This is a genomic window from Nostoc sp. DedVER02, from assembly GCF_034530675.2.
Classification (GTDB): domain Bacteria; phylum Cyanobacteriota; class Cyanobacteriia; order Cyanobacteriales; family Nostocaceae; genus Nostoc.
On record NZ_JAVRCP020000018.1, the window covers coordinates 97742 to 118644 of the forward strand.

The window sequence follows — 20903 nt, forward strand, 5'->3', positions numbered from 1 at the left end:
ATTAGAGTATTATTTCCTATTTTTTGACTTTTGCAAGCAGTCCAGCCTTTAATTACGTAGCTTGCTTCTCGCTGTTCGCGTAGCGTCTCGTAGAGAAAGCGAGTATTACGAATTATGAATTACGAATTACGAATTACAAATTATTTTAAAGCCAGTTTCCTACTAAAATATAAGGTGCCCATGAATAGGGAATTTCATAATCAGTCAACAGTTTAAGTTGAGCGCGGCGGAGAGCTTCGGCTTTAGTGACTTTGTTATTTTCTAATTCTTGATAAAACTGACTCATAAATTGAGCAGTAGACTCATCATCTACTGACCACAAAGTTGCTAATGTACTCCGCGCACCTGCGCGTACCGCTATGCCAGCAAGTCCTAAAGTAGCTCGATTATCTCCTTGAGCAGTTTCGCAAGCACTAAGGACAAGTAATTCAATAGCACTAGATTCTCTTTGTCCACCGAGTCGAATTAAATTATCAAAATCCTTAACTTTTAACAGTTGCTCCCAAGTTAATATAAACGTTTTATCAGGATTAGAACTAAACTCGCCATGAGTTGCTATGTGAACTACTGTATATGGCACTTGTTTAATTTGATTTTGTAAATTTTTTTTAGTAAATGTTTGATTCACCAGTTCTGTATTTTTAGATATAGTTGACTGGATTTGTTGTAACTCGATTTCTACATTTTTAAGTGGGGGAAACAAACGTCCTTCGATTTGACGTTCTTCACTTACTCCGGCAATTAATCCATTAAGTTGAACTTTTTCTAAAGTTTTTGGCTCAATTAATTGTAAACCTGGAGCTAAAGATATAGCATATTTTTGGATTAAATATTTTTTGTTTGTATTATCATATAAAACTGCCATTGGGATATTTCGTAATTCCCCATCTAGTACAAATACTAGGGTTTTTATATTCTTGCTTTCTAGTTCAGATTCTAACGGTTTAATTAGCCAGCTATAGACTCGATCGGATAACTCCTGAACATTCTTTATCCGGTCTGGTTGTCTCAAATATTGTTGTAATTTATCTAAAATACTTTCAACTTCTTTGGCTTTTTTATTAATTGTATAATGAGATAATTCCGCTTGATTTGGTAACTTGAGAATTATATCTAAATGGTCTGATAGAATAATCGGATAAATCACTGCTGCTGTAGCATCTGTTTTATCAACTATTTCATCAATTTGTTCTGGTGCGGCTTTTAAACAAGCTTCTCTGAAAAAGTTTTCTAATTCAGCTAGTTGCAGTGTTTCCAGTATGCTACGAGCTTGCTTTAAATTATTTTGACTAATACTTTTACTTTCTTGTTTACTTGCCAGAGATGAAGGTTGTAAAAGTAAGTCAATTAATTGTCGGTAAACAGGTTCTATATTATCTCGAAAGGAAAACTGTACATCTGGATTGAGAGAAATTAAGTCATTGCGGAGATATTTAAGAGTATTTACTGCTTCAGTGTAGGAGGCGATCGCTCCAGCCACATCTCCTTGTATTCTCAATATGTACCCTAGTTGCCATTGCCATAGATAAGCTATATCTCCAGCGCTAATAGCTTGGGCTAACATTAAAGCTTCCTGGGTCAGTTTTTGAGCATTAAGTAAGTCTTGATTTTCTAAATATAATCCACCCAATGCGCCTAAAGCATAAGCAACCGAACGTCGATCGTCCATGCTTTTAGCTTGTTGTACAGATGTGGCTAAAATTTGAGCAATTTCTTTCCAAGAAGGAATATTTGCGTTGGTAGCTTGCTTCAAGCACACTAAGTTCTGAGCAAAATGAATTTGTGCGTAATTTGCTGTGTGGCTTGGAGGTATTTTAGTTAGTTTTCCCTGGATTTGAGAAGATAAAATCTTGGCTTGTGACCATTGCTGAAGGTTCAATAATACACTTAAATGATTGAGTTGGGCTTGGATTTGTGAGAGTGGTGATGTTGCTGTAGTGGCAGCTTCTTTGTAGAATTGCGCTGCTTGTTGATAAAATTTGACAGATTCTGTAGAGACAGGTCTATTTATACAATGCAAGGGGGTATAGTTTTCAAAACTGATACTATTTGGCTGCGAGATTTGGCTATTACCTAGAGCAAAGGTGGTATTACCTAAACTCAGCAAACTAGCACTAATTTGTGAAAGAGATTGGAATTTTTTGGCGATATTTAGACTTTGCTGTAGAACTTTGAAGGATAGTTCTAAATCACCAACTAGTTGCAAAACATCACCAAAGCTACGTAAAGCAGTAGCTTTAACAAGCGAGTCTGGTTGTTTTTCAAGACGGGGTTGCAACTTTTCTAAAGTGGTACGAGATTGACGGTAAAATCCTAAAGCTTGCTGTGCCATGCTTTGGTTAATCAAACTGCGAGTGATACCAACTTCATCACCTGCTTGAGCATAGCTATCAGCAGATTGTTTCCAGGAGTCTAAAGCTTGTTCAGTTCTACCTAGTTCTAATTGCAGATTTCCTTGAACGTCTAGGGTTTGTGCCAAGATTAGTGCTGAGTTTTGAGTGCTGAGTTCTGAGTTATTTAAGAGATTTAAGCTTTGTGTAATTGCTATTTCTGCTTTTTGTAACTGTCCAAGTTGCTTATATACTAACGACAGATTGCTTAATGCGATCGCCTTTCCGAGTTCGTCTTTTTGCAGATTAAAAGTATCTATTGCTTGTTGTAAAACTGTCACTGCTTCCGATAACTGTCCAAATTCATAGAGTTTTTGACCTTGTTCAAGCAACTGTTGGGCATTTGGTTGAGTCTGAGTAAATTGAGATAAAGCTGGAACTGAAATTCCCGAAACGCTTAACAAGGTAGCCAAAACAGCTATCGTAATTCTTCTTAACCATTTTTTAGAAAAAAAGCGATTTTTGCAAGTCACAACAATACTTTTTAGAAAACACTGCTTCACGTTGTTAGTCAAAAATGAATTCCTAGTGTACACAGCTGTATACAGGTAAAGTACTACTTCTCCGTAACGCTGTTGTACAGTACAGTTACCCTTGTATGGTTGATCGGCAAAAATGGCTATGGTACTTGCCAAATCTTGATATTCTTGTCTTTACCAGCACTAACCAACGTTTTTCCGTCTGGACTAAAAGCAACAGCATAAACTGAGGCAGTATGCCCTTCAAAGGTGTGTATTACCTGTCCTGTATACAAATTCCAGACTTTTACAGTCGTGTCATCGCTACCAGTAACAATATTTTCACCGTTTGGGCTGAAGGCCACAGCATTCACATCGGCGGAATGTCCCACAAAAGTGCGTAGTTTTTTACCTGTGTTCAAATTCCATAGTTTAACGGTTGTGTCATCACTGGCACTGACCATCAAATGACCATTCGGGCTAATAGCAATGGCATTCACATCACTTGAATGGGCTAAGAAAGTGCGTATTTCCTTGCCTGTGTTCAAATTCCAGATTTTGATAGTCTCATCTGTACTGCCACTGACAAGAGTTTGACCATCTGGGCTGATAGCAACAGACAAAATCTCTCCTTCGTGACCCAAGAGAGTGCGTATTTCTTTCCCTGTATTTAAATTCCAGATTTTGATAGTTTTGTCATAACTACCACTGATTATACTTTGACCATCTGGACTAATGGCAACAGAATTCACATAACTGGAATGACCCAAAAGAGTGCGTATTTCCTTACCTGTGTTCAAATTCCAGACTTTGATAGTTTTGTCTTTACTGCCACTAACAAGAGTTTGACCATCGGGACTGATAGCTATTGCATAAACCCAATCTGAATGTCCCTGAAGATTGGCAATTTGCCTTCGAGCGTTTAAATTCCAAATTTTAATCGTTTTGTCATCACTGCCACTGGCCAATATTCTCTTTTGGGAGAACTTGCTCCTAATTGGTCTAAAGGCAAGAGAATTAACTTCCCCTGAATGTCCAGTTAGGGGCAAGCTTTGCTGCCAATAAAAATATCCTCCTAACCCTGAAAGCAAGATTACACAAGCACTCCAGACTAGAAGTTTATTTGGCAGTGGGATTTGAGCCTGAATCAAAGTTTTGGGAGAAACTGCCTTTTTGAGACTAATTTTTGACCACAAAGGGTTGCCAGTAAGCGACTGTGGAATTGCTGTGACTGGTAGCTGAGACTGCACATCTTGTAAAACTTCATTTGCTGACTGGTAGCGATGCTCAATATCTTTTTGCAACAGCTTGTCTAACAACCGTTCTAGTTTTGCAGATATGGGAGATGTCAAATGTTTGCGCCAGTGCGCTACCCAATCATAACCGGACTCCATATACAGATGATACGGAGAAATTGCCGTCAAAAGATAAAAGCAAGTCGCGCCTAGACTGAATAAATCGCTAGCCGGATATGCCAAGCCTAACTTCATCTGTTCTACAGGTGCATAGCCATAGGAACCAATGCTCGTTCCTGTTTGCTCTATCTCTATTGTTGTTAACTGCTTGGCCACACCAAAATCAATCAATACCAGACTTGCTCCAAATCTTGTTGGATAAAGGGAATTAGTATTTGGCTGGGAGCGACGGATAATATTTTCTGGCTTGACATCGCGGTGAATTACCTGATGTTTGTAGATAAATTTCAGCACGGGTAATAATTCGCGCAAAATTTCCCAGATTTGCTCTTCGCTGAAAGTTCCCTGTTGTTTCAATTCTTCTCCCAAAGTTTGTCCCTGGATGAACTGCTGTACCAGATACAGATAGTCGTCCTCTCTAAAATAGGCATACAAAGTCGGAATTTGAGGATGCTCTCCTAGCTGTTGCAGACGGTACGCTTCTTGTTTAAATAGTTCAGTCGCCTTATTCAAGGCGCTAGTTCCACGGGCAAGAGGTGCTAACTGCTTGACAACGCAAATTTCGTTGAGCTTGTCTTCATCCTCTGCCAAAAAAGTTCTGCCAAATCCTCCACCTCCTAACGCACGAATAATTCGATAGCGATTTCGCAGCAGTGATATCAGTTTTGCCCCACAATTAAGGCACAATTGTGTGCCATCAGGATTAAGGGGCTTATTGCAAGCAGGATTTAGACAGTAGCTCATAGTGATATATCTATCAGCTGTGTAATCTATGATGAATAATTACTTTGCATTAGTTTATATTTGCACTTGCTTAATTATTAGTTTTTCTCTTCAACCTCAATTAAAGGCATTTTACTCATGAGTATTATCTCACGCTCCTGTTTTCTGTAACCCCTCACACTTATTAAACTGACATACAGTTCTATACCAGAATCTGATAATGGGGTTTTGGCAATACGGTTCGGTTAAAGGGGAAAGGGGAAAGGGACTCATGTTTTGAATACATCCTTTCCCTTTACCCGAATGGCACGCTTGTTAAAGGCAAAGCCATGAACCTATCCCACTAATGCCAGGTTGTGGTAATCTATTTCTGAATTGAGTTGGGTGTATCCGTTGATGGCTGGACGTTTTGAGGGCTTGAGCGACCTGGAATGGAAGTTATTTGAGGATATATTTCCTAAGCAGGCATCAAACGAGTCTGGAAAACCAAGAAAAACACTCGGTTGACCCATCAAAATTTCTGTTCCTAGATTTCAGCAAGAGCGGTGTTTTGCTTGGTATCAACGCAAATACCGCCGTCTTGTTGTCAGATGGGAACGTCAAAAAGTTTACTCTGACGCATTCATTGACCTTGCTACTGTCCACATTTGGATTAAAAAAATATTATTAGTGGGATAGATTCAAAGAAAAACTTATAAAAAATAAAGCTTTAGAAAACTTAGAGTAGCGATTGCAAATGTACCTGTTTCAGTGTCAAATTAGCGATCGCCCCTCAATTAAAATAAAACTATGGAAATCCCTGAATTATTACTTGATTCCATGCTACCCTGCACAAAGATGGCCTGCACCAACGAACTGACACGGCTCAAAGCAGTGTATCAGTTTCAGGGTTTGGATGCTATACCCAATCGGGGATTAGATGACTTAACAGCACTGGCAGCCGATTTGTGCCAAACTCCAATGGCACTGGTGAGTTTTATCGGAGCCGATCGCCAGTTGGTTAAGTCTAAGGTGGGAATCACATTAACAGAAATTCGCCGAGATTTCGCATTTTGTAACTATACCATTCGCCAGTCAGATGTATTTGTGATTCCAGATACCCTGGCCGATCCCCGCTTTGCCACCAATCCCTTCGTTATAAATGCTCCCAATATCCGGTTTTATGCCGGAGTCCCCCTAGTAATAACTGGCGGTTGTGTTCTGGGTACACTCTGTGTCATGGACTTTGAACCGCGCGATCTGAGCCAGAAACAACAAAAAGGATTGCAGACACTCAGCCACCAAGTAATAGCGCAATTGGAGCTAAAGCGCAACACTACAAAGCTGCGTCAAACGATCCCGGAAATCAAACAACTAAAACAGCAATTGATTACTCAGGAATTGGTTGGTCAACAAGATTCAATTCTGTTTAATCTGGCAAATCAAATCCGTAATTCTCTGGATCTGGACACGATTTTACAAACGGCAGTGAATGAGATTCATAGTCTGTTGCAAGTCGATCGCTGTGACTTTGTGTGGTGTCTGCCCAACAAAGATCGGTTCAATTTTATGGTGACTCACGAAGCAACTAGCCCAGAGATTCAGATGGCGTTGGGGGAACTTTCCCTTGGGCCAGGCTCCGTTCTGGCAGAAACTATCTTAAATCTAGATATGCTAAGGATTGAGGATGTTTCCACTACCTCAGAGGCACTCACCCCGGAGGATCGCGCCCTGCTGCATCAACTGGCAGTAACCTCGGTGCTGTTGCTGCCACTGAGAACCCATTCTGGTCAATTGGGTGCTATTATTTGCCATTACTGTCGCGGTTCGCGCCAATGGACTGATAGCGAAGTCCGATTACTCAAAGCTGTCACCGATCAAGTAGCGATCGCTCTCGATCAGGCAGAACTGCTTGCCCAAACACGAGCAACCGCCTTTGCCGCTCAAACTCAAGCCACCTATCTAGGAAACGCCCTGAGCCAGTTGCAGCAAACCCAAATGCAACTGATACAGCAAGAGAAGATGTCGAGCCTGGGACAATTGGTAGCCGGAGTTGCCCACGAAATCAACAACCCGGTCAACTTTATTAACGGTAATATTGCTTATGCAACCAACTATGTTCGGGATTTGCTGGAATTATTGCATCTTTATCAGGCAACCTATGCCAATGGAACTGATGCTATTCAGGAAAAGATAGAGTCCATCGATCTTGATTTCTTGATGCAAGATTTGCCTAATCTATTGTCGTCGATGCAAATGGGTGGAGAACGAATTCGGCAAATTGTCCTATCTCTGCGGAACTTCTCGCGCCTCGATGAAGCCGAGATGAAACCCGTGGATATCCATGAAGGGATTGACAACACGTTGTTAATTTTGAAGAGTCGGTTGAAATTAACTAGTGCCAAGTTTGAGATTCAAGTGATTAAAGCATACGACAATTTACCGCCTGTTGATTGTTATGCGGGGCAATTGAATCAAGTATTTATGAATCTTTTGGGTAACGCGATCGATGCCTTAGATGAAACGCCTAATCCGATCATTACCATTCAAACAGAACTCATTAGTAGAGAAGAATCGGGTAGTTCCGATTTATCCCAACTCTCCCACGCAGATAGTGTAGTGATTCGGATTCGAGATAACGGTTCTGGCATGACAGAAACAACCCAGCAAAAACTGTTCAATCCATTCTTCACCACCAAACCCATCGGCAAGGGAACCGGTCTAGGACTGTCCATCAGCTACCAAATTGTGGTTGAAAAACATGGCGGCATTTTAAAATGCTCCTCAGAACTGGGGAAAGGCAGCGAGTTCTTGATTCAAATTCCGGTTGAGCCTCTGGTTAAAAGTACTTGAAGTGTGTATAAAATTATCACAATATCAATTATTCAAGTCTTCCTTTGGGAATGCTAGGCTAAACGCCAACGATGATTGACTCATCGACTTGTAAAGTATGTCAAATGGTACGACAAGCTCACGGATTGTTCTCGCACTTGATGACAGCCCTGTGATTCATCAAATGATTAAACGAGCGTTAGAACCGGGTTATCAAGTAATAACAGCCGCTAACGCGGTTGATGCCCTGTCGATCATTTATCATCAACCGATTTCAGTCTTGCTATTGGATGTGCAAATGCCGGATGTAAACGGGTTGGAGTTTTGCCGCACGGTGCGGAGCTTGCCCCAGTTTCAGCATTTGCCCGTGATTATGGTGACTTCTCAAGATTCCCCCTTCGACCGGGTGAAGGGTCATCTGGCGGGTGCAACAGAATATCTGATCAAACCTTTTGATGCTGAACAATTGCGAGAAGCTGTACGAAAATTTATTGGCTCCTGATCCAATACGGTTCGGATAAGCATTTTAAACTCAGAATAGGGTCTGGGGAAAAGGGTAAAGGTTAAAGGTTTTTTATTCCCCTTTCCCCTTTAACCGAACCGATAACTGGAAATTCGATTCAATAGCATGGGGGCAATTTCGCCGATCGCCAAAATATGTTGGGCGGCTCCCAGAGCGATCGCTTCTTTAGGCATCCCGAAGACAACGCAGGTTTGTTCATCCTGGGCAATGGTAGTACCTCCGGCTTGAGCGATCGCTTGTAATCCATCTGCACCATCTCGTCCCATACCAGTCAGCAAAATACCAACCGCCGATCGTGGGTAGCAGGTGGCAACGGCTTGAAACAAAGCTGTGACGGAGGGACGATGCCCGGAAACGGCAGGGGTGCTGACGGTGGTTAATCGCCCTTGAGTATCGAGTTGCAGGTGTTGTCGTTCGGGAGCGAAGTAGACAGTACCCGGTTGGGGAAATTCTCCCGGTTGGGCGATCGTCACCCGCAGGAAACATTCTGCTGCCAGCCAATCTACCAGTCCTTGCAGAAATCCTTCGCTGATATGTTGGACGCACAGAATGGGTACGGGAAAGTTGGCAGGCAGTTGTTTTAGGATCGCGTACAATGCCTGGGGGCCGCCTGTAGAGGCTCCGATCGCCACGACTTTGGGCAGGGAAAACGGGGAATTACGAATGGGGAACTGCGAGTTACTGACAGCTTTTGGGCTGAATGGTTCTGGCTTACTTTTAGGGCTAACAAGATGCGTTCTAGGTTCTACCGTCGCAGTTCGGGAAGTGTGGCGAGTAAAGACTGTAACCCCTGCCAGAACTTTGATCCGGTTGATTAATTCGTGCTTGATGTGTTCATAGTCTGAAAGTGAGTCAATGTTCGGTTTGGGAAAAACATCCAAAGCACCCGCTTGCAGCAGTTTAAAAACATTGCGGGAATCTTCTTGAGTGTTGACGGAGGCGCTGATTACCAGAATGGGACGGGGATAGTCTCTCATAATCCGGTGGGTTAGTTCCAGTCCATCCATTTTGGGCATGTGTAAATCGGTGCAGATTACCTGCGGCTGTGCAGCTGGAATTCGCTCCAATGCTTCCACGCCATTGGGAGCAGTTCCCACCACATCCACTTCCGGGGAACTCGCCAGAATTCGCTTGAGGATGGTTAAGGCGACGAGCGAATCCTCCACCAGAAAGACGCGAATTGGGGCAGAGTTTTTCATGAATTGACAGTAAGTTGAGATTTTATAGCAGGAGGCAGGAGGCAGGAGGCAGGAGGCAGAAGGCAAGAGGCAGAAGGCAGGAGGCAGAAGGCAGGAGGCAGGAGGTAAAACTATTACTAATTCCTAGCATTCACGTTTTCCAAATGTCCTAACCTATGTGACTACGGCTATACGAGAAAATTATTCTTCATTCATCTGAAAACCTCTACACTAACCGTTTGAGGGCTGACAGCAAGGCTTCTTGATTAAAGCTGCCTTTGATAATGTAGGCATTGGCTCCGGCTTCCGCACCCCGACGTTTATCTTCATCGCTGGCAAGCGAAGTAACCAGGATAATTGGAAGTTCGCTATATTCTTGATATTGGCGGATTTTGGCAGTTAACCCCAAGCCATCGAGATTTGGCATTTGCACATCGCTAACAACGGCATCAACGGTGTGCGATCGCAGTTTGTTCAATCCATCCAAACCATCCACAGCAGTAATTACTTGATAACCTGCGGTTTCTAAAATTCGCTTTTCTTGCGTGCGTGTGGCAATAGAATCTTCCACTAATAGGACGGTTGGTTTTGTAGGCGCAAGTTGACGAGTGTGGGTAGAAGAGAGAGATTGCGATCGCGATCGGGCTGACTTCACCAAATCCTGGGGATTCAGCACCATACACACATCTCCAGTGCCTAAAATTGTTGCCCCGGAAACATTGCGGACTCGTTTAAGTAAGTGACTTTGGGGTTTAATCAATACATCTTGCTCATCCACTAAGGCATCTACCACTACACCCAGTTGTGCTTGCCCAACCTGAAGAATAATACAGGAAAGTGCCGTTTCTTGAGTTAATCCAGATGGCATCGGGGGCAGTTCTAATAGATCGGCCAACTGCACAATTGAAATCGGTTGGCTATCCCGAATGATTGTGTCACGTCCCTCTAAGGGAAAAATCTCTTCTGACTTGATTAAGCAAGCGGTTTGCACAAACTCCACTGGGATAGCATAGGGCATTTGATTCACTTGCACAATCAAGACATGGGCGGTTGCCAAGGTGATACCGAGATTGACGCGCAGCGTACATCCCTGTCCAGGAAACGATTCTACCTGAATCGTACCTTTCAATTTCTCGACATTGGTTTGCACTACATCCAGCCCCACACCCCGGCCTGATACTTCTGTAAGCAGGGGAGCTGTTGAAAATCCCGGTGCGAAAATCAACGCTTGGATCTGGCTAGGAGTCATTGCTGCCGATTCTTCTTCCCCGCAAATGCCCCGTTTCACCGCTATTTGTTTGATTCTATCCAGGTCAAGCCCCCGCCCATCATCACTGATTTCCAGCACAATGTTAGTGGGAGTTTGGTAAGCTCTAAGCCGAATCGTTGCCGTTGTTGGTTTTCCTAGCCGTTCCCGTTCCTGTGGTGACTCAATCCCGTGATCGATCGCATTCCGCAAAATGTGCATTAGCGGATCTTTCATTTCTTCCAACAGGCGTTTGTCGGCAAGGGTGTCTTTGCCTTCGAGGATCAACTCCACTAATTTTCCCTGCTGCTGCGCCAGATCGCGCACCATCCGGGGGAAGAGATTGAAAATCGTTGCAAAGGGTAGCAATCGCAGGGTACGAATACCTTCTTCTAAATCGCTACTTAGTTGTTCCAGTCGGGTTGTGTCTTCTGAAAGGGAACTCTGCAAGGTTTTCACCAAATGACCCAATTCCTCTAATCGTTTTTCCGAGTGATGATGAAAAGTTTCTAGACGTTGCAGGGCGACATCACCTTGTTGCTCTCGGCTGAACGCAAACCGATTAGTGAATAAATCTCGATTCCATTCTTCCCACAAATTAGCGATCGCCTCAATTTCTCCCAGCCGATGAGCAATCCGAATTTTGGTGACAGTTAACTCCCCTGCTTGCGTCATCAACGTATCTAGGTGGCGAGTACCAACGCGGATGGTTTCGATACGGTAGCTATTGGTGGGGGATTTTGGATTTTGGACTTCGGCTTCGCTCAGTCGAACGATTTTGGATACTTCGACTTCGCTCAGTACAAGTTTTGGATTTTGGATTGCTCCGTTTTCCTTTGACTCTCGCTCCTTATCAAAAGTATTTTGTTTTACTGTATTTATTACTTCAGTACTGTTGACTTCTAGCTCTTGATTTAGATTATCTTCCCTTTTTACCGGCTGCGCTCCCATCAATTCTGCCAGAACAGAAAAGGTATCAACCCTGGCAGGTTCTCCGGTGACGGCTTCATGAACGAGTTTGCGGATAGCAGCGATCGCATGAGCAAGGCGTTCATAGGGTGAGTCTGTTGTAGCATTGCCCAACGAGGATGCAGGATTTTCTTGTTGCTTGAGTTGAGTCAAAATATGCTCAATTTGATGTGCCAGAGTGCCTACATCTTTGACTCCCAGCATATTAGCATCGCCTTTGAGGGAATGCGCCTCTCGCATCAAGGCTTCCAGGACAGTCAGATCGTCGGGATGGTTTTCCAAATGCAGTAATCCATCATCCAGGTTTTGCAGGTGTTCTTCGCTGGCTACTTTGAAAACGTCTCTCAGTTCTTCATCATCGATCATCATAGTTTTAAGTAGTTAAAGGTTAAGCGACTAAATGGTTGCCTTGAGTGCTTGCGCTGACTCGTTTAGTTGTTGAGTACCAGAGCGGATCTGGGTAATGCCACTGGCAGTTTCACGCGCAGCAATATTCAGGTCATTCATGGCAGAGACAATTTGCTGAATGGCGATCGCTTGCTGGTTGATATTGAGTGAAATCTGTTGACTGTTGATGACAATGTTATTCACTGCACCTTCTACACCTGCAAAGGATTCTGATGTTTCCTGGGCAATTCGCGTCCCTTCTTCTACAGTTTTAGTGCCTTCATGGGTGACAACGACAGTGATGCTGATGGCAGATTGAATGTCCCCTACCAAGGTACCGATCTTTTCAGTTGATTTTTTGCTCTGGTCTGCTAATTTGCGAATTTCCGCAGCGACAACGGCAAAACCTTTACCATGCTCTCCTGCGCGAACTGCTTCTACAGCCGCATTTAACGCCAGCATATTAGTCTGACTTGCCAACTCGCCCACCAAACCAGAGATACTGCCAATTTGCTTGGTTTGTTCATTTAAACGTGTGATCTGGTCGGCGATCGCTGCGACTTTCTGCTGTAGGGTTTCCATGCCCTTGAGAGTACGTTTTACAGCATCAGCACCGTTACCTGCAAGGATCAACGCCTGCCGTGCGCCTGTTACCGCCGATTCTGCTTGTTCGGCTGACTGCTGCGATGAGGCTCCCAATTCATCGATGGTGATAGTGGTTTGATTGACAGAACTTGCCTGCCGAGTCGCAGTCCGTTCTTGCTGCTCAACGGCAGCGGCGATTTCATTGGTGGAGGCAGCCATTGTTTGAACAATTTGAGCAATTTTGCTTGTCAACGGTTTAGCAAGAAAAAATCCTAGTAAGATTGCCCCCAGAGGCCCAGCAATAATCCCAGTAACCACCCAACCTGTGGTCAAGTGGGTATCGTCACTGGCGGCTTTATTTGCATCTTCAGCAGTATCTTGATTAATTTTGATCAGTTGCAACAATGAGTTAGTTGCAGCCGCAAAGGAAACATCATTTTTGACAACAGCGTTTTGTCTGAGTTGTGTCAGTCGATCGGCAGCAGCGATCGCCACCTTCATTTCTGGAGAATTTTCTCGCTTCTGGCTGGTCAATTCCAGCTGTCTGGCAGTGGGGTTTACAACACCTAACCGAGTAAAATCCTGGTAAGCCTGAAGATAGGCAGCATGATCTTGCTTCCACGCCTGCCACTGTTGCTTAAATGTTTGATAGAGTTTGTCCTCGTCGGGGCCGCGGGGCGTGGTTTCATATTCCTCAAGACCTGCGTCAATTTGCTTCCAGGCTGCCTGCATTCGATTTAACTCAGACTGTTTGGCTGCTGCGGGTAATTCGGGGTTGAGAATTGCTCGCTCTGCCGACTGGATCTGAGTCTGCCCTTCATTAACTCTCCACAATCCGTCGATGCTGGGGAGACTGTTATTACTGAGAGTGTCGATATGGCTGCTTAATTGATGAGTACCCCGCCAGCCGAAAAACCCAACGACCAAAACAACACCGCCCATCAGCAAAAACGATCCCATCAATCGTCCACGCAGAGACATATTTTTTAACATAGCTGTAACTCCAATACATTTTTAGACAACGGCTTTTAGTTCTTGGGCGGCATCATTCAGTCGTTGGGTGCCGGCTTTAATTTGACTAATACCAGAGGCGGTTTCCCTAGCGGAAATATTCAGCGAGTTCATGGCTTCTACCACCTGTAGCACCGCGATCGCCTGTTGATTGGAAGTAAGGGAAATTTGTTGACCATTTAGGGCGATCGTTTTGATCGCATCCACAATTTTTTCTACGGTTTTCGTGCCTTCATCTGTCACCATAACGGTGGAATTGGTCGATTTTTGAATGTCTAAAACCAGTAGATTAATTTTTTCAGCCGATCGCTTACTCTGGTCTGCCAGTTTGCGAATTTCGGCAGCAACAACCGCAAAGCCTTTGCCATGTTCCCCGGCTCGCACGGCTTCTACTGCCGCGTTGAGCGCTAGCATATTAGTTTGACTTGCTAAGTCACTAACCAGGGTGGAGATCGTGCCGATTTGATTGGTTTGTTCGCTTAGATGGAGAATTTGGGTGGCAATATCGCCTACTTTCTCGCGTAGACTCGATTGGTTGAACTGACCCTCTTGAGTGCGACCATCTACCAGCAACAACACCTGCCGCGCTCCTGCGGCTGAGGCTTCTGCTTGTTCGGCAGACTGGCGCGAGGAAGCCGCCAATTCATCCATTGTTGTGGTAGTTTGGTTGACAGAAGTGGCTTGTTGGATGGTGGCGCGTTCTTGCTGCTCAATCGTCGTGGCAATTTCGGTTGTAGAAGTTGCGATCGCGCTAGCAGAAGCGTTCATCTGGCGGGAAGTGCGGTTAATGACCCAGATGCCAATCAAAACAGATATCAGCAGAGAGAGTCCACTACTTAATATCACCGTGAACCTGAGGGCATTGAGCGCCTCTTGTTGCTCTTTGGCGGCAATTGCAAAAGTCTGATCTTCTCGCTGCTGCATTTCGCCAATCATGTCTACCACATCCTGCCCTTGATTGCGGGAATTTCCTTGACTCCAGCTTGCAACGGCTTCTTTGACTTTGCCCCGATCCACTCTTGCCATCAGGTTATCGTCAAAAGCAATCTGTTTATTCAGCAGTTCTTCTAGTTTGGTTAAAGACTGTCGTTCCTCTGGCGATCGGGCAAGTGTTATCAGTTTTGCTAGAAATTCCTTGGAATTCTTTTGAGCCTTTTGGTAGCTCTCAAACGATTGCTGATTTTTTTCTAACAAATAGCTTCGATTTGCCTTAGAACTACTTTGCACGCTAACAGAAAGATCGTCGAGTATTGAGTTAATGTCATAAGAAGACAATAAATTTTCTGACCGTTGGTTCACCGTGTTGATATTGACAATCGTTGCTCCGGCAGAAATTAACAATGCCAGCACGGGAACTGCATACCCGCCAATAATCCAGTATCTTAGTCTCCAGTTTCGTTTGCTTTCCATCTTGCGATCTCCTGTAAGTGAATAAGTTCGAGAATTTCCAGATATTGCTAAGGGGAAGGAGGCAGGGGGCAGGGGGCAGGGGGCAGGGGGCAGGGGGAAAGGGGGAAAGGGGAAAGGGGGAAAGGGTAAAGGGTAAAGGGTAAAGGGTAAAGGTGAAAGAAAAGCTTTTAACCCAAACCTAGTAACTTTTCCCAAAGCCCAATTTCGAGTTAAAAATGCTTAACCGAACAGTATTGCGGTATACACACAAATCTCTTAATCTGCACCTTTGTTACATCGACCTGCACCTTTGTTGCATCGACCTGCACCTTTGTTACATCGACCTGCACCTTTGTTGCATCGACCTGCACCTTTGTTGCATCGACCTGCATCTTTGTTGCATTGACCTGCATCTTTGTTGCATTGACCTGCACCTTTGTTGCATTGCCCCCTTCCCCTTTACCCCTTCCCCTTTACCCTTTCCCCCTTCCCCTTTTCCCCTTCCCCCTGCCCCCGATTACACAACACTCTGTAGCTTATAAGCTGCATCATTGAGTTGGTGAGTGCTAACGCGAGTCTGACTGATGCCGATGGCTGTCTCTCTAGCAGAGTTATTAAGTGCATTCATTGCTTGTAAAATTTGCTGAACCGCAATAGATTGCTGGCTAGCGTTTAGCGAGATTTGCTGAATATTCAACACCATCCGGTTGACGGCATCGGTGACATTGATAAAGACCTCCACCGTTTGCTTAGTTATTGCCGCGCCCTGTTGAGCAGTTTTTGTACTTTCATCTGTCATCACAACGGTTGAGTGGATGGCGGATTGAATGTCATTCACCAGCACATTAATTTTTTCAGCCGATCGCTTACTCCGATCTGCCAGTTTGCGAATTTCGGCGGCGACGATTGCAAAGCCCTTGCCTTGTTCCCCTGCGCGGACTGCTTCTACTGCCGCATTTAGCGCTAGCATATTGGTTTGATTTGCTAAGTCGCTCACCAACCCGGAAATATTGCCAATTTGCTTAGTTTGTTCGTTCAGGCGCAGCATTTGGTCTGCTACTGCACTAACTCTGTGGCTCAAGGCTGCCATTCCTTCCAAGGTGCGGTTCAGTGATTGATTGCCTTGCTCTGCCAAATTTAAGACTTGTTGAGCGCTGGTTGAGGCAGTGGAGGCTTGCTGGGCAGACTGTTGAGCAGAGGCGCTGAGTTCGTCCATTGTAGTGGTAGTTTCGCTGACCGAGGCTGCCTGTTGGTTAGCAGTGCGTTCTTGTTCCTCGATTGTGGCGGCAATTTCAGCCGTTGAGGTAGCGATCGCACTGGCTGATTCATTTATTTGTCGAGCAGTGCGGCTAATTATCCAAATGCCAGTCAAAACCGACAACAGCAAGGAGAGTCCAGTTGCGGACAGGATGGTTAGCTTGAGCGTATCGAGCGCTGCTTGTTGTTCCTTGGCAGCCAAAATTACATTCTGGTCTTCTCGGCGCTGAACTTCATCGATCGCACTTGTCAGGCGATCGACCATACTGCGGGCATTTTCGTGACTCCAGGTTTCAACAGCTTCCTGAAGCTTACCTTGATTCACTTTGCCAATCAAATCATCCTCGACAACCATTAAGTTATTCAGCAGTCCCTCTAGTCTGGTTAATGACTGTTGCTCTTGCTCTGTTCTGGCAAGCGACATGAGCTTTGACAAAAGCTCGTTGAAGCTTCTTTGAGATTTTTGATATTCGTCAAAAGATGTCTGATTTTTTTCTAGCAAATAGCCTCGAACTGACTTAGAACCGCTCTGCACATTCGTGGCAAGGGCATTAATCGCTGAATTAACGTTATAGGAAGAAACTAAATCTTGCGATCGCTGACTCACCAGGTTGATATTAAGAAATATCAGCCCCGCAGAAATTATTAACGCCAGAATGGGAACTCCATAGCTGCCCATAATCCAGTATCTCAGTTTCCAATTTCGCTTACTTTGCATCTTGTTATTTCTTGTGAATGAATGAGTTCAAGGATTTTTCAATATTTCTATCATTTGTAATCTTTGCGATCGGATTTTTGAATCAACGGAAGATTGCACAAGTTCGTAGTAAGGACTTTAGTCCTTGATTTGAGCGATAAATCGCTCACTACAAACCTGGGCATTACTAATGGGACAGACCACTAGTAGTCTGCCAACCCAAAAATGCTGGGTGAGGGCTGGGTAAAGGGGAAGGGGTAAGGGCTAAGGGATTTAAAACCTTTCCCCCTTCCCCTTTACCCTTTACCCCGCCAAGTTCACTTGGCGAACTACTAGTGCTTCTGTCAACCTAACAATGTGCTTGTGAGGGCTGGGTAAAGGGTAAGGAATTTAAAACCTTTCCCCCACCAAGTTCCTTGGCGAACTACTAAATTTATGGGCGTTAGACTTCTTCATTGACAACTAACACCTCTGAAGTGAGCAATTTAGATAAATTGATGATGCTCATCATCCGATCGCGATAAGGTGCGACACCCTGGAGATAGTCGTCTTTGGCAGAATTCAAGGCAATTGGAGGCGCGGTCATTTGGGAGGGATGAATATACGTCACATCAAAAATGTCATCGACGGCAATGCCCGCCACTCGTCGATCCAGACGCACGACAACGGCTTGCTGATGCAATCGCACTCCATTCATGGGCAGATCGACTACATTATTGATGTTAATTAAGGTGACAATTTCGCCGCGCAAGTTGATGTTGCCAACAATGTGCGGCGGACAGCAAGGAATCGGGGTAATCTTGTGAATATCGGTAAACTCATGCACCGTTTCTAAGCCAAACCCAAAGTACTCACCCGCCAACCCCACAACCGCTAGAGGCAAAAGCGATGCCGAATCCTCGTCATCAATCGAACACCGCAGAGCTTCAGTTCGCTCTTGCAAAATCTGTCGCTCCTGCGAATCGAAATGAGCGTATAAGCCCTGATTTAGGGCTGAATCAGAGGGATGTTTTAGTGCGTCATTGACTGAGCCGTTGTTAAAATCAGACTCTATAAAGGTGTGTTGCACCAACAGTTCGGGATTGAGCAACGTAACGATGCCGTCCTCAAGGTTGGCAATACCAGTCACCAATCTATCCGACAAACTCTCTTTCGATCGATCGCAAACATCGGCAGCGATCCGATCGAGTGCGATCGCTTGCACGCTATCCACTTGATTGACGATGATTCCGAGTCGTTGAGTTTGCCACTCCACGACAATCATGCTGTCAGTCAATTGAAAAGGGGGACGTGCTTGTTCTAAAAGGCGATATAAATCCATCACGGGGAGAAACTTCCCTCGCAGATTAATCACGCCTAAAATTGTGCTGGAAGTTTTGGCGATCGCAGTCACTTCTGGCAGAAAGAAGAGTTCTTGCACGGCTGTAGCCGGAATCCCATAGCGTGAATGGTTGAGTTTAAACATTAAATAAGATTCATGGCTCATAACTAGTTGAATTTAAGTGCTTGAGAACGTGTGCTTTTAGTTCAGCAGTGGTTTGCTGACTATGGGAATCGATCGCTTCTTGGGGTAGATTTTGCAAAATTTCTAGAAGCGATCGCCAGGTTTTTTGAGCCTGTTTTTCATTTCCCTCTCGTTCATATATAAAACCCAATTCCAGGTGAGCAGTAACAGAATTAGGAGCGAGATAAATAATACGTTTTAAGAATAATTTGGCGCTGTCGCGATCTCCTTGCTCTTCGGCAATTTGAGCCAACAAATGATAAGGTTCGATCGCCAATGGGCTAATCTGGAGTGCCTGCTGACACGCCTGACTCGCCTGGGAGTAATCGCCAAAATTCGCGTAAGCTTCTGCCATCAAACAATATGCCTGAAAGTGTTGGGGAACAAGAGCAATCAGTTGTTGGGCTAATTGAATGACATCGGCATAAGCTTCTTGAATTAGCGATTCTTTGGCTGCATCTAAAAGAGTTTGAGTGTTGGCGCTCACGTCGAAGCCCGTCTCCAAGCTTGGGAGAGAGTTATTACTCTTAAACAATTTCTCTTCCCCTGCTTCTCTTCTTTCCCTGCACGCCTCAACAGATAAATTTGTTAACCAAACCGGATTGAGAGAGGGGTAAGAAATTTCGGTTTCCCTGCTCTCAATGGCAGCAGGTGTTATGGTATTCAAGACTTTGCTCTGCTCCTTGAGCGAGCTATGTCTTTGATAAACGGCAGATTGCGGAAAATTTTTGACTTGAAACGGTTCAGTTGTTTGTCCGTGTAATTCCGTGTGGCCTGTGAGCAGAAACCCTCCCGGTGTCAGAGAGCAGTAAAACTTGCTTATAACTTGGGCGATGGCGTTGAAGTCAAAATAAATAAACACATTGCGGCAAATAATCAAATCGAAATCGTGAATACTAGACGCGTAAGCCGGAAAGTTATCCTGCATCAGGTTTCCCGGTTGAAATGTAACCATTGCTTGAATAGCAGGATCGATTTTCCAACCTTTTTTGTGGGATTGAAAGTAGCGATTTTTGATTTCTTCAGTGGTTGTCCGAAAAGACCAATCGCTGTAAATTCCTTGTCGAGCCAGGGCGATCGCGCGTTGATTAATATCTGTGCCTAAAATCAGAATGTCCCATATCTGATTGTCAGGGATTAGTTCTTTCACTAGAATGGCAAGTGAGTAAGCTTCTTCACCAGTCGAACACCCAGCACTCCAAAGCCGTAATGTCGGTCGATAAAGTTCTCCATTACCAGCGTTGCACTGAGTTAAACTAAGCTCTCGTTTGCGCTCGATTAACTCTGGGAGCAGCTGATTTTTGAGCAGCGACATCTGCCCTTGATCGCGAAAAAAATAAGTTTCAGTGACAGTGAGTAAAGAAATTAGTTCTCGCCACTCTGTCGCACCAGGAACTAATTGATTTCTTGCCACCAAGAACTGATAATAATCATTGAGCGAGCATAATCCTAGCGCTTGGATGCGAGTTAAAAGATTTTTCTTTAATCTATCTTGATAGTGTGGTTTGATATGAATGCCGAATGTATCAGCAATCAGATCGACCATCTGTGACAAACTAAAGTCATCACTGTGTTGAGAATTGGGTTCAAGTAAAATGGGGCGATCGCCGAGCGTTTGATTCATCACTATATAATTTTTGAGCCAATACGCTTAGGTTTCCCATTTCTATCTCTTGATTTGGATTTAGTAAATCGGCGCGAAAAAACCAACCTATGCGGAACAACAGTTGCGATCGCTAACCGAAAGCCTACTGCTAATGGCAAAACTAGAGTCAGGAAAAATGATCCTGAATCTTGAGAAAATTCACCTGAGTCGCCTTGTTAATACTTCTATCAGCGATATGCAAGCGATCGCAGGGCAGAAAATGATTCCCGACCTCCCAGAACTCGAATTGAGTCGGTTAAGGCGGCATCTGTTGAATTGTATGCTACTGAGTGTAAAGCGATCGCGGATTCTGATGAAGTCTTTTATGCCGAACTAAAAAAGCTCCAAGATAAACGGGCGAAAACAAAAACCGAACGACACCAGGAACGCAAGGCTGAATTGCCCCGTCGTTATGAAATTGACGTAACCCCTGATTTGGTTTTAAGAGACGATGATGGGTGGTATCCCCAATTTATTTGTATCAGGTATTTCGTGAAATGGTATGACACAACATCACTTTCCACGTCCCACAATTCTGATTCGGTGTCAAGCAGCAATAATATAGAGTTAACTACACTAGTTACTGACACCCGCTAAATCATCAGACTGGACTGACAAGAATAAAAAACGCTATGGCTAAAAAAATCTAGCTATTGCTAGATGCGATAATTCTCAAAAACGCTATAAGCTACAATTGTTGAGTAGAAAGATTCGC

Annotated in this window: 14 protein-coding genes; 4 read left to right on the forward strand and 10 right to left on the reverse strand. The window is 44.4% G+C overall.

The window, feature by feature from the left end; genetic code table 11:
* Positions 1 to 145 precede the first annotated feature (145 nt).
* A complete protein-coding gene (locus RMZ41_RS18985; RefSeq protein ID WP_322734481.1) occupies positions 146 to 3025 on the reverse strand; it encodes a CHAT domain-containing protein in 2880 nt (959 codons plus the stop codon).
* Positions 3010 to 5007, reverse strand: coding sequence for a serine/threonine-protein kinase (locus tag RMZ41_RS18990; RefSeq protein WP_322643351.1), 1998 nt, complete (start codon positions 5005 to 5007; stop codon positions 3010 to 3012). The genes RMZ41_RS18985 and RMZ41_RS18990 overlap by 16 nt, the downstream gene beginning before the upstream one ends.
* A gap of 768 nt (positions 5008 to 5775) precedes the next feature.
* On the opposite strand from RMZ41_RS18990, the gene RMZ41_RS18995 reads away from it, so the two are divergent.
* Positions 5776 to 7818, forward strand: a complete 2043-nt coding sequence (locus RMZ41_RS18995) for a GAF domain-containing protein (RefSeq protein WP_322643350.1) — start codon at positions 5776 to 5778, stop codon at positions 7816 to 7818.
* Positions 7819 to 7915: 97 nt separating this feature from the next.
* Positions 7916 to 8299, forward strand: a complete 384-nt coding sequence (locus RMZ41_RS19000) for a response regulator (RefSeq protein WP_322643349.1) — start codon at positions 7916 to 7918, stop codon at positions 8297 to 8299.
* An 89-nt stretch (positions 8300 to 8388) separates the two neighbouring features.
* Here the strand turns inward: RMZ41_RS19000 and cheB are convergent, their stop codons facing one another.
* From cheB to RMZ41_RS19040, 8 genes are all read right to left on the reverse strand, one after another.
* Positions 8389 to 9519, reverse strand: coding sequence for a chemotaxis-specific protein-glutamate methyltransferase CheB (cheB, locus tag RMZ41_RS19005; protein ID WP_322643348.1), 1131 nt, complete (start codon positions 9517 to 9519; stop codon positions 8389 to 8391).
* 205 nt (positions 9520 to 9724) lie between these two features.
* Complete coding sequence (locus RMZ41_RS19010; protein ID WP_322643347.1) at positions 9725 to 12082, reverse strand: hybrid sensor histidine kinase/response regulator; 2358 nt, start codon at positions 12080 to 12082, stop codon at positions 9725 to 9727.
* Positions 12083 to 12109: 27 nt separating this feature from the next.
* Positions 12110 to 13678 (reverse strand): methyl-accepting chemotaxis protein, encoded by a 1569-nt coding sequence (locus tag RMZ41_RS19015; RefSeq protein ID WP_322643346.1) that lies wholly within the window; start codon positions 13676 to 13678, stop codon positions 12110 to 12112.
* Positions 13679 to 13699: 21 nt separating this feature from the next.
* Positions 13700 to 15106 carry a methyl-accepting chemotaxis protein gene (locus tag RMZ41_RS19020; RefSeq protein WP_322643345.1) on the reverse strand — a complete coding sequence of 469 codons (1407 nt, stop codon included), beginning with the start codon at positions 15104 to 15106 and terminating at the stop codon, positions 13700 to 13702.
* Positions 15107 to 15315: 209 nt separating this feature from the next.
* Entirely contained in the window at positions 15316 to 15519 is a 204-nt protein-coding gene (locus tag RMZ41_RS19025; protein ID WP_322734480.1) for a hypothetical protein, read from the reverse strand.
* Positions 15520 to 15602: 83 nt separating this feature from the next.
* Positions 15603 to 17060, reverse strand: a complete 1458-nt coding sequence (locus tag RMZ41_RS19030) for a methyl-accepting chemotaxis protein (RefSeq protein ID WP_322643344.1) — start codon at positions 17058 to 17060, stop codon at positions 15603 to 15605.
* 421 nt (positions 17061 to 17481) lie between these two features.
* Complete coding sequence (locus RMZ41_RS19035; RefSeq protein ID WP_322643343.1) at positions 17482 to 18525, reverse strand: chemotaxis protein CheW; 1044 nt, start codon at positions 18523 to 18525, stop codon at positions 17482 to 17484.
* Positions 18515 to 20167, reverse strand: a complete 1653-nt coding sequence (locus tag RMZ41_RS19040) for a CheR family methyltransferase (RefSeq protein ID WP_322643421.1) — start codon at positions 20165 to 20167, stop codon at positions 18515 to 18517. The genes RMZ41_RS19035 and RMZ41_RS19040 overlap by 11 nt, the downstream gene beginning before the upstream one ends.
* A 133-nt stretch (positions 20168 to 20300) precedes the next feature.
* Between RMZ41_RS19040 and RMZ41_RS19045 the strand changes: the two genes are divergently transcribed.
* Entirely contained in the window at positions 20301 to 20525 is a 225-nt protein-coding gene (locus RMZ41_RS19045; RefSeq protein WP_322643342.1) for a hypothetical protein, read from the forward strand.
* Positions 20465 to 20785 carry a hypothetical protein gene (locus RMZ41_RS19050; RefSeq protein WP_322643341.1) on the forward strand — a complete coding sequence of 107 codons (321 nt, stop codon included), beginning with the start codon at positions 20465 to 20467 and terminating at the stop codon, positions 20783 to 20785. The genes RMZ41_RS19045 and RMZ41_RS19050 overlap by 61 nt, the downstream gene beginning before the upstream one ends.
* The last annotated feature ends 118 nt before the right edge of the window (positions 20786 to 20903 follow it).

Excerpts from the sequence above, each read along its gene's own strand:
- RMZ41_RS19020 (WP_322643345.1), bottom strand. The coding sequence starts at position 15,106 with ATGGAAAGCAAACGAAACTGGAGACTAAGATACTGGATTATTGGCGGG.
- RMZ41_RS19000 (WP_322643349.1), top strand. The coding sequence starts at position 7,916 with ATGTCAAATGGTACGACAAGCTCACGGATTGTTCTCGCACTTGATGAC.
- RMZ41_RS19040 (WP_322643421.1), bottom strand. The coding sequence starts at position 20,167 with ATGAATCAAACGCTCGGCGATCGCCCCATTTTACTTGAACCCAATTCT.
- RMZ41_RS18990 (WP_322643351.1), bottom strand. The coding sequence starts at position 5,007 with ATGAGCTACTGTCTAAATCCTGCTTGCAATAAGCCCCTTAATCCTGAT.
- RMZ41_RS19015 (WP_322643346.1), bottom strand. The coding sequence starts at position 13,678 with ATGTTAAAAAATATGTCTCTGCGTGGACGATTGATGGGATCGTTTTTG.
- RMZ41_RS19010 (WP_322643347.1), bottom strand. The coding sequence starts at position 12,082 with ATGATGATCGATGATGAAGAACTGAGAGACGTTTTCAAAGTAGCCAGC.
- cheB (WP_322643348.1), bottom strand. The coding sequence starts at position 9,519 with ATGAAAAACTCTGCCCCAATTCGCGTCTTTCTGGTGGAGGATTCGCTC.
- RMZ41_RS19030 (WP_322643344.1), bottom strand. The coding sequence starts at position 17,060 with ATGCAAAGTAAGCGAAATTGGAAACTGAGATACTGGATTATGGGCAGC.
- RMZ41_RS19045 (WP_322643342.1), top strand. The coding sequence starts at position 20,301 with ATGGCAAAACTAGAGTCAGGAAAAATGATCCTGAATCTTGAGAAAATT.
- RMZ41_RS18995 (WP_322643350.1), top strand. The coding sequence starts at position 5,776 with ATGGAAATCCCTGAATTATTACTTGATTCCATGCTACCCTGCACAAAG.
- RMZ41_RS19035 (WP_322643343.1), bottom strand. The coding sequence starts at position 18,525 with ATGAGCCATGAATCTTATTTAATGTTTAAACTCAACCATTCACGCTAT.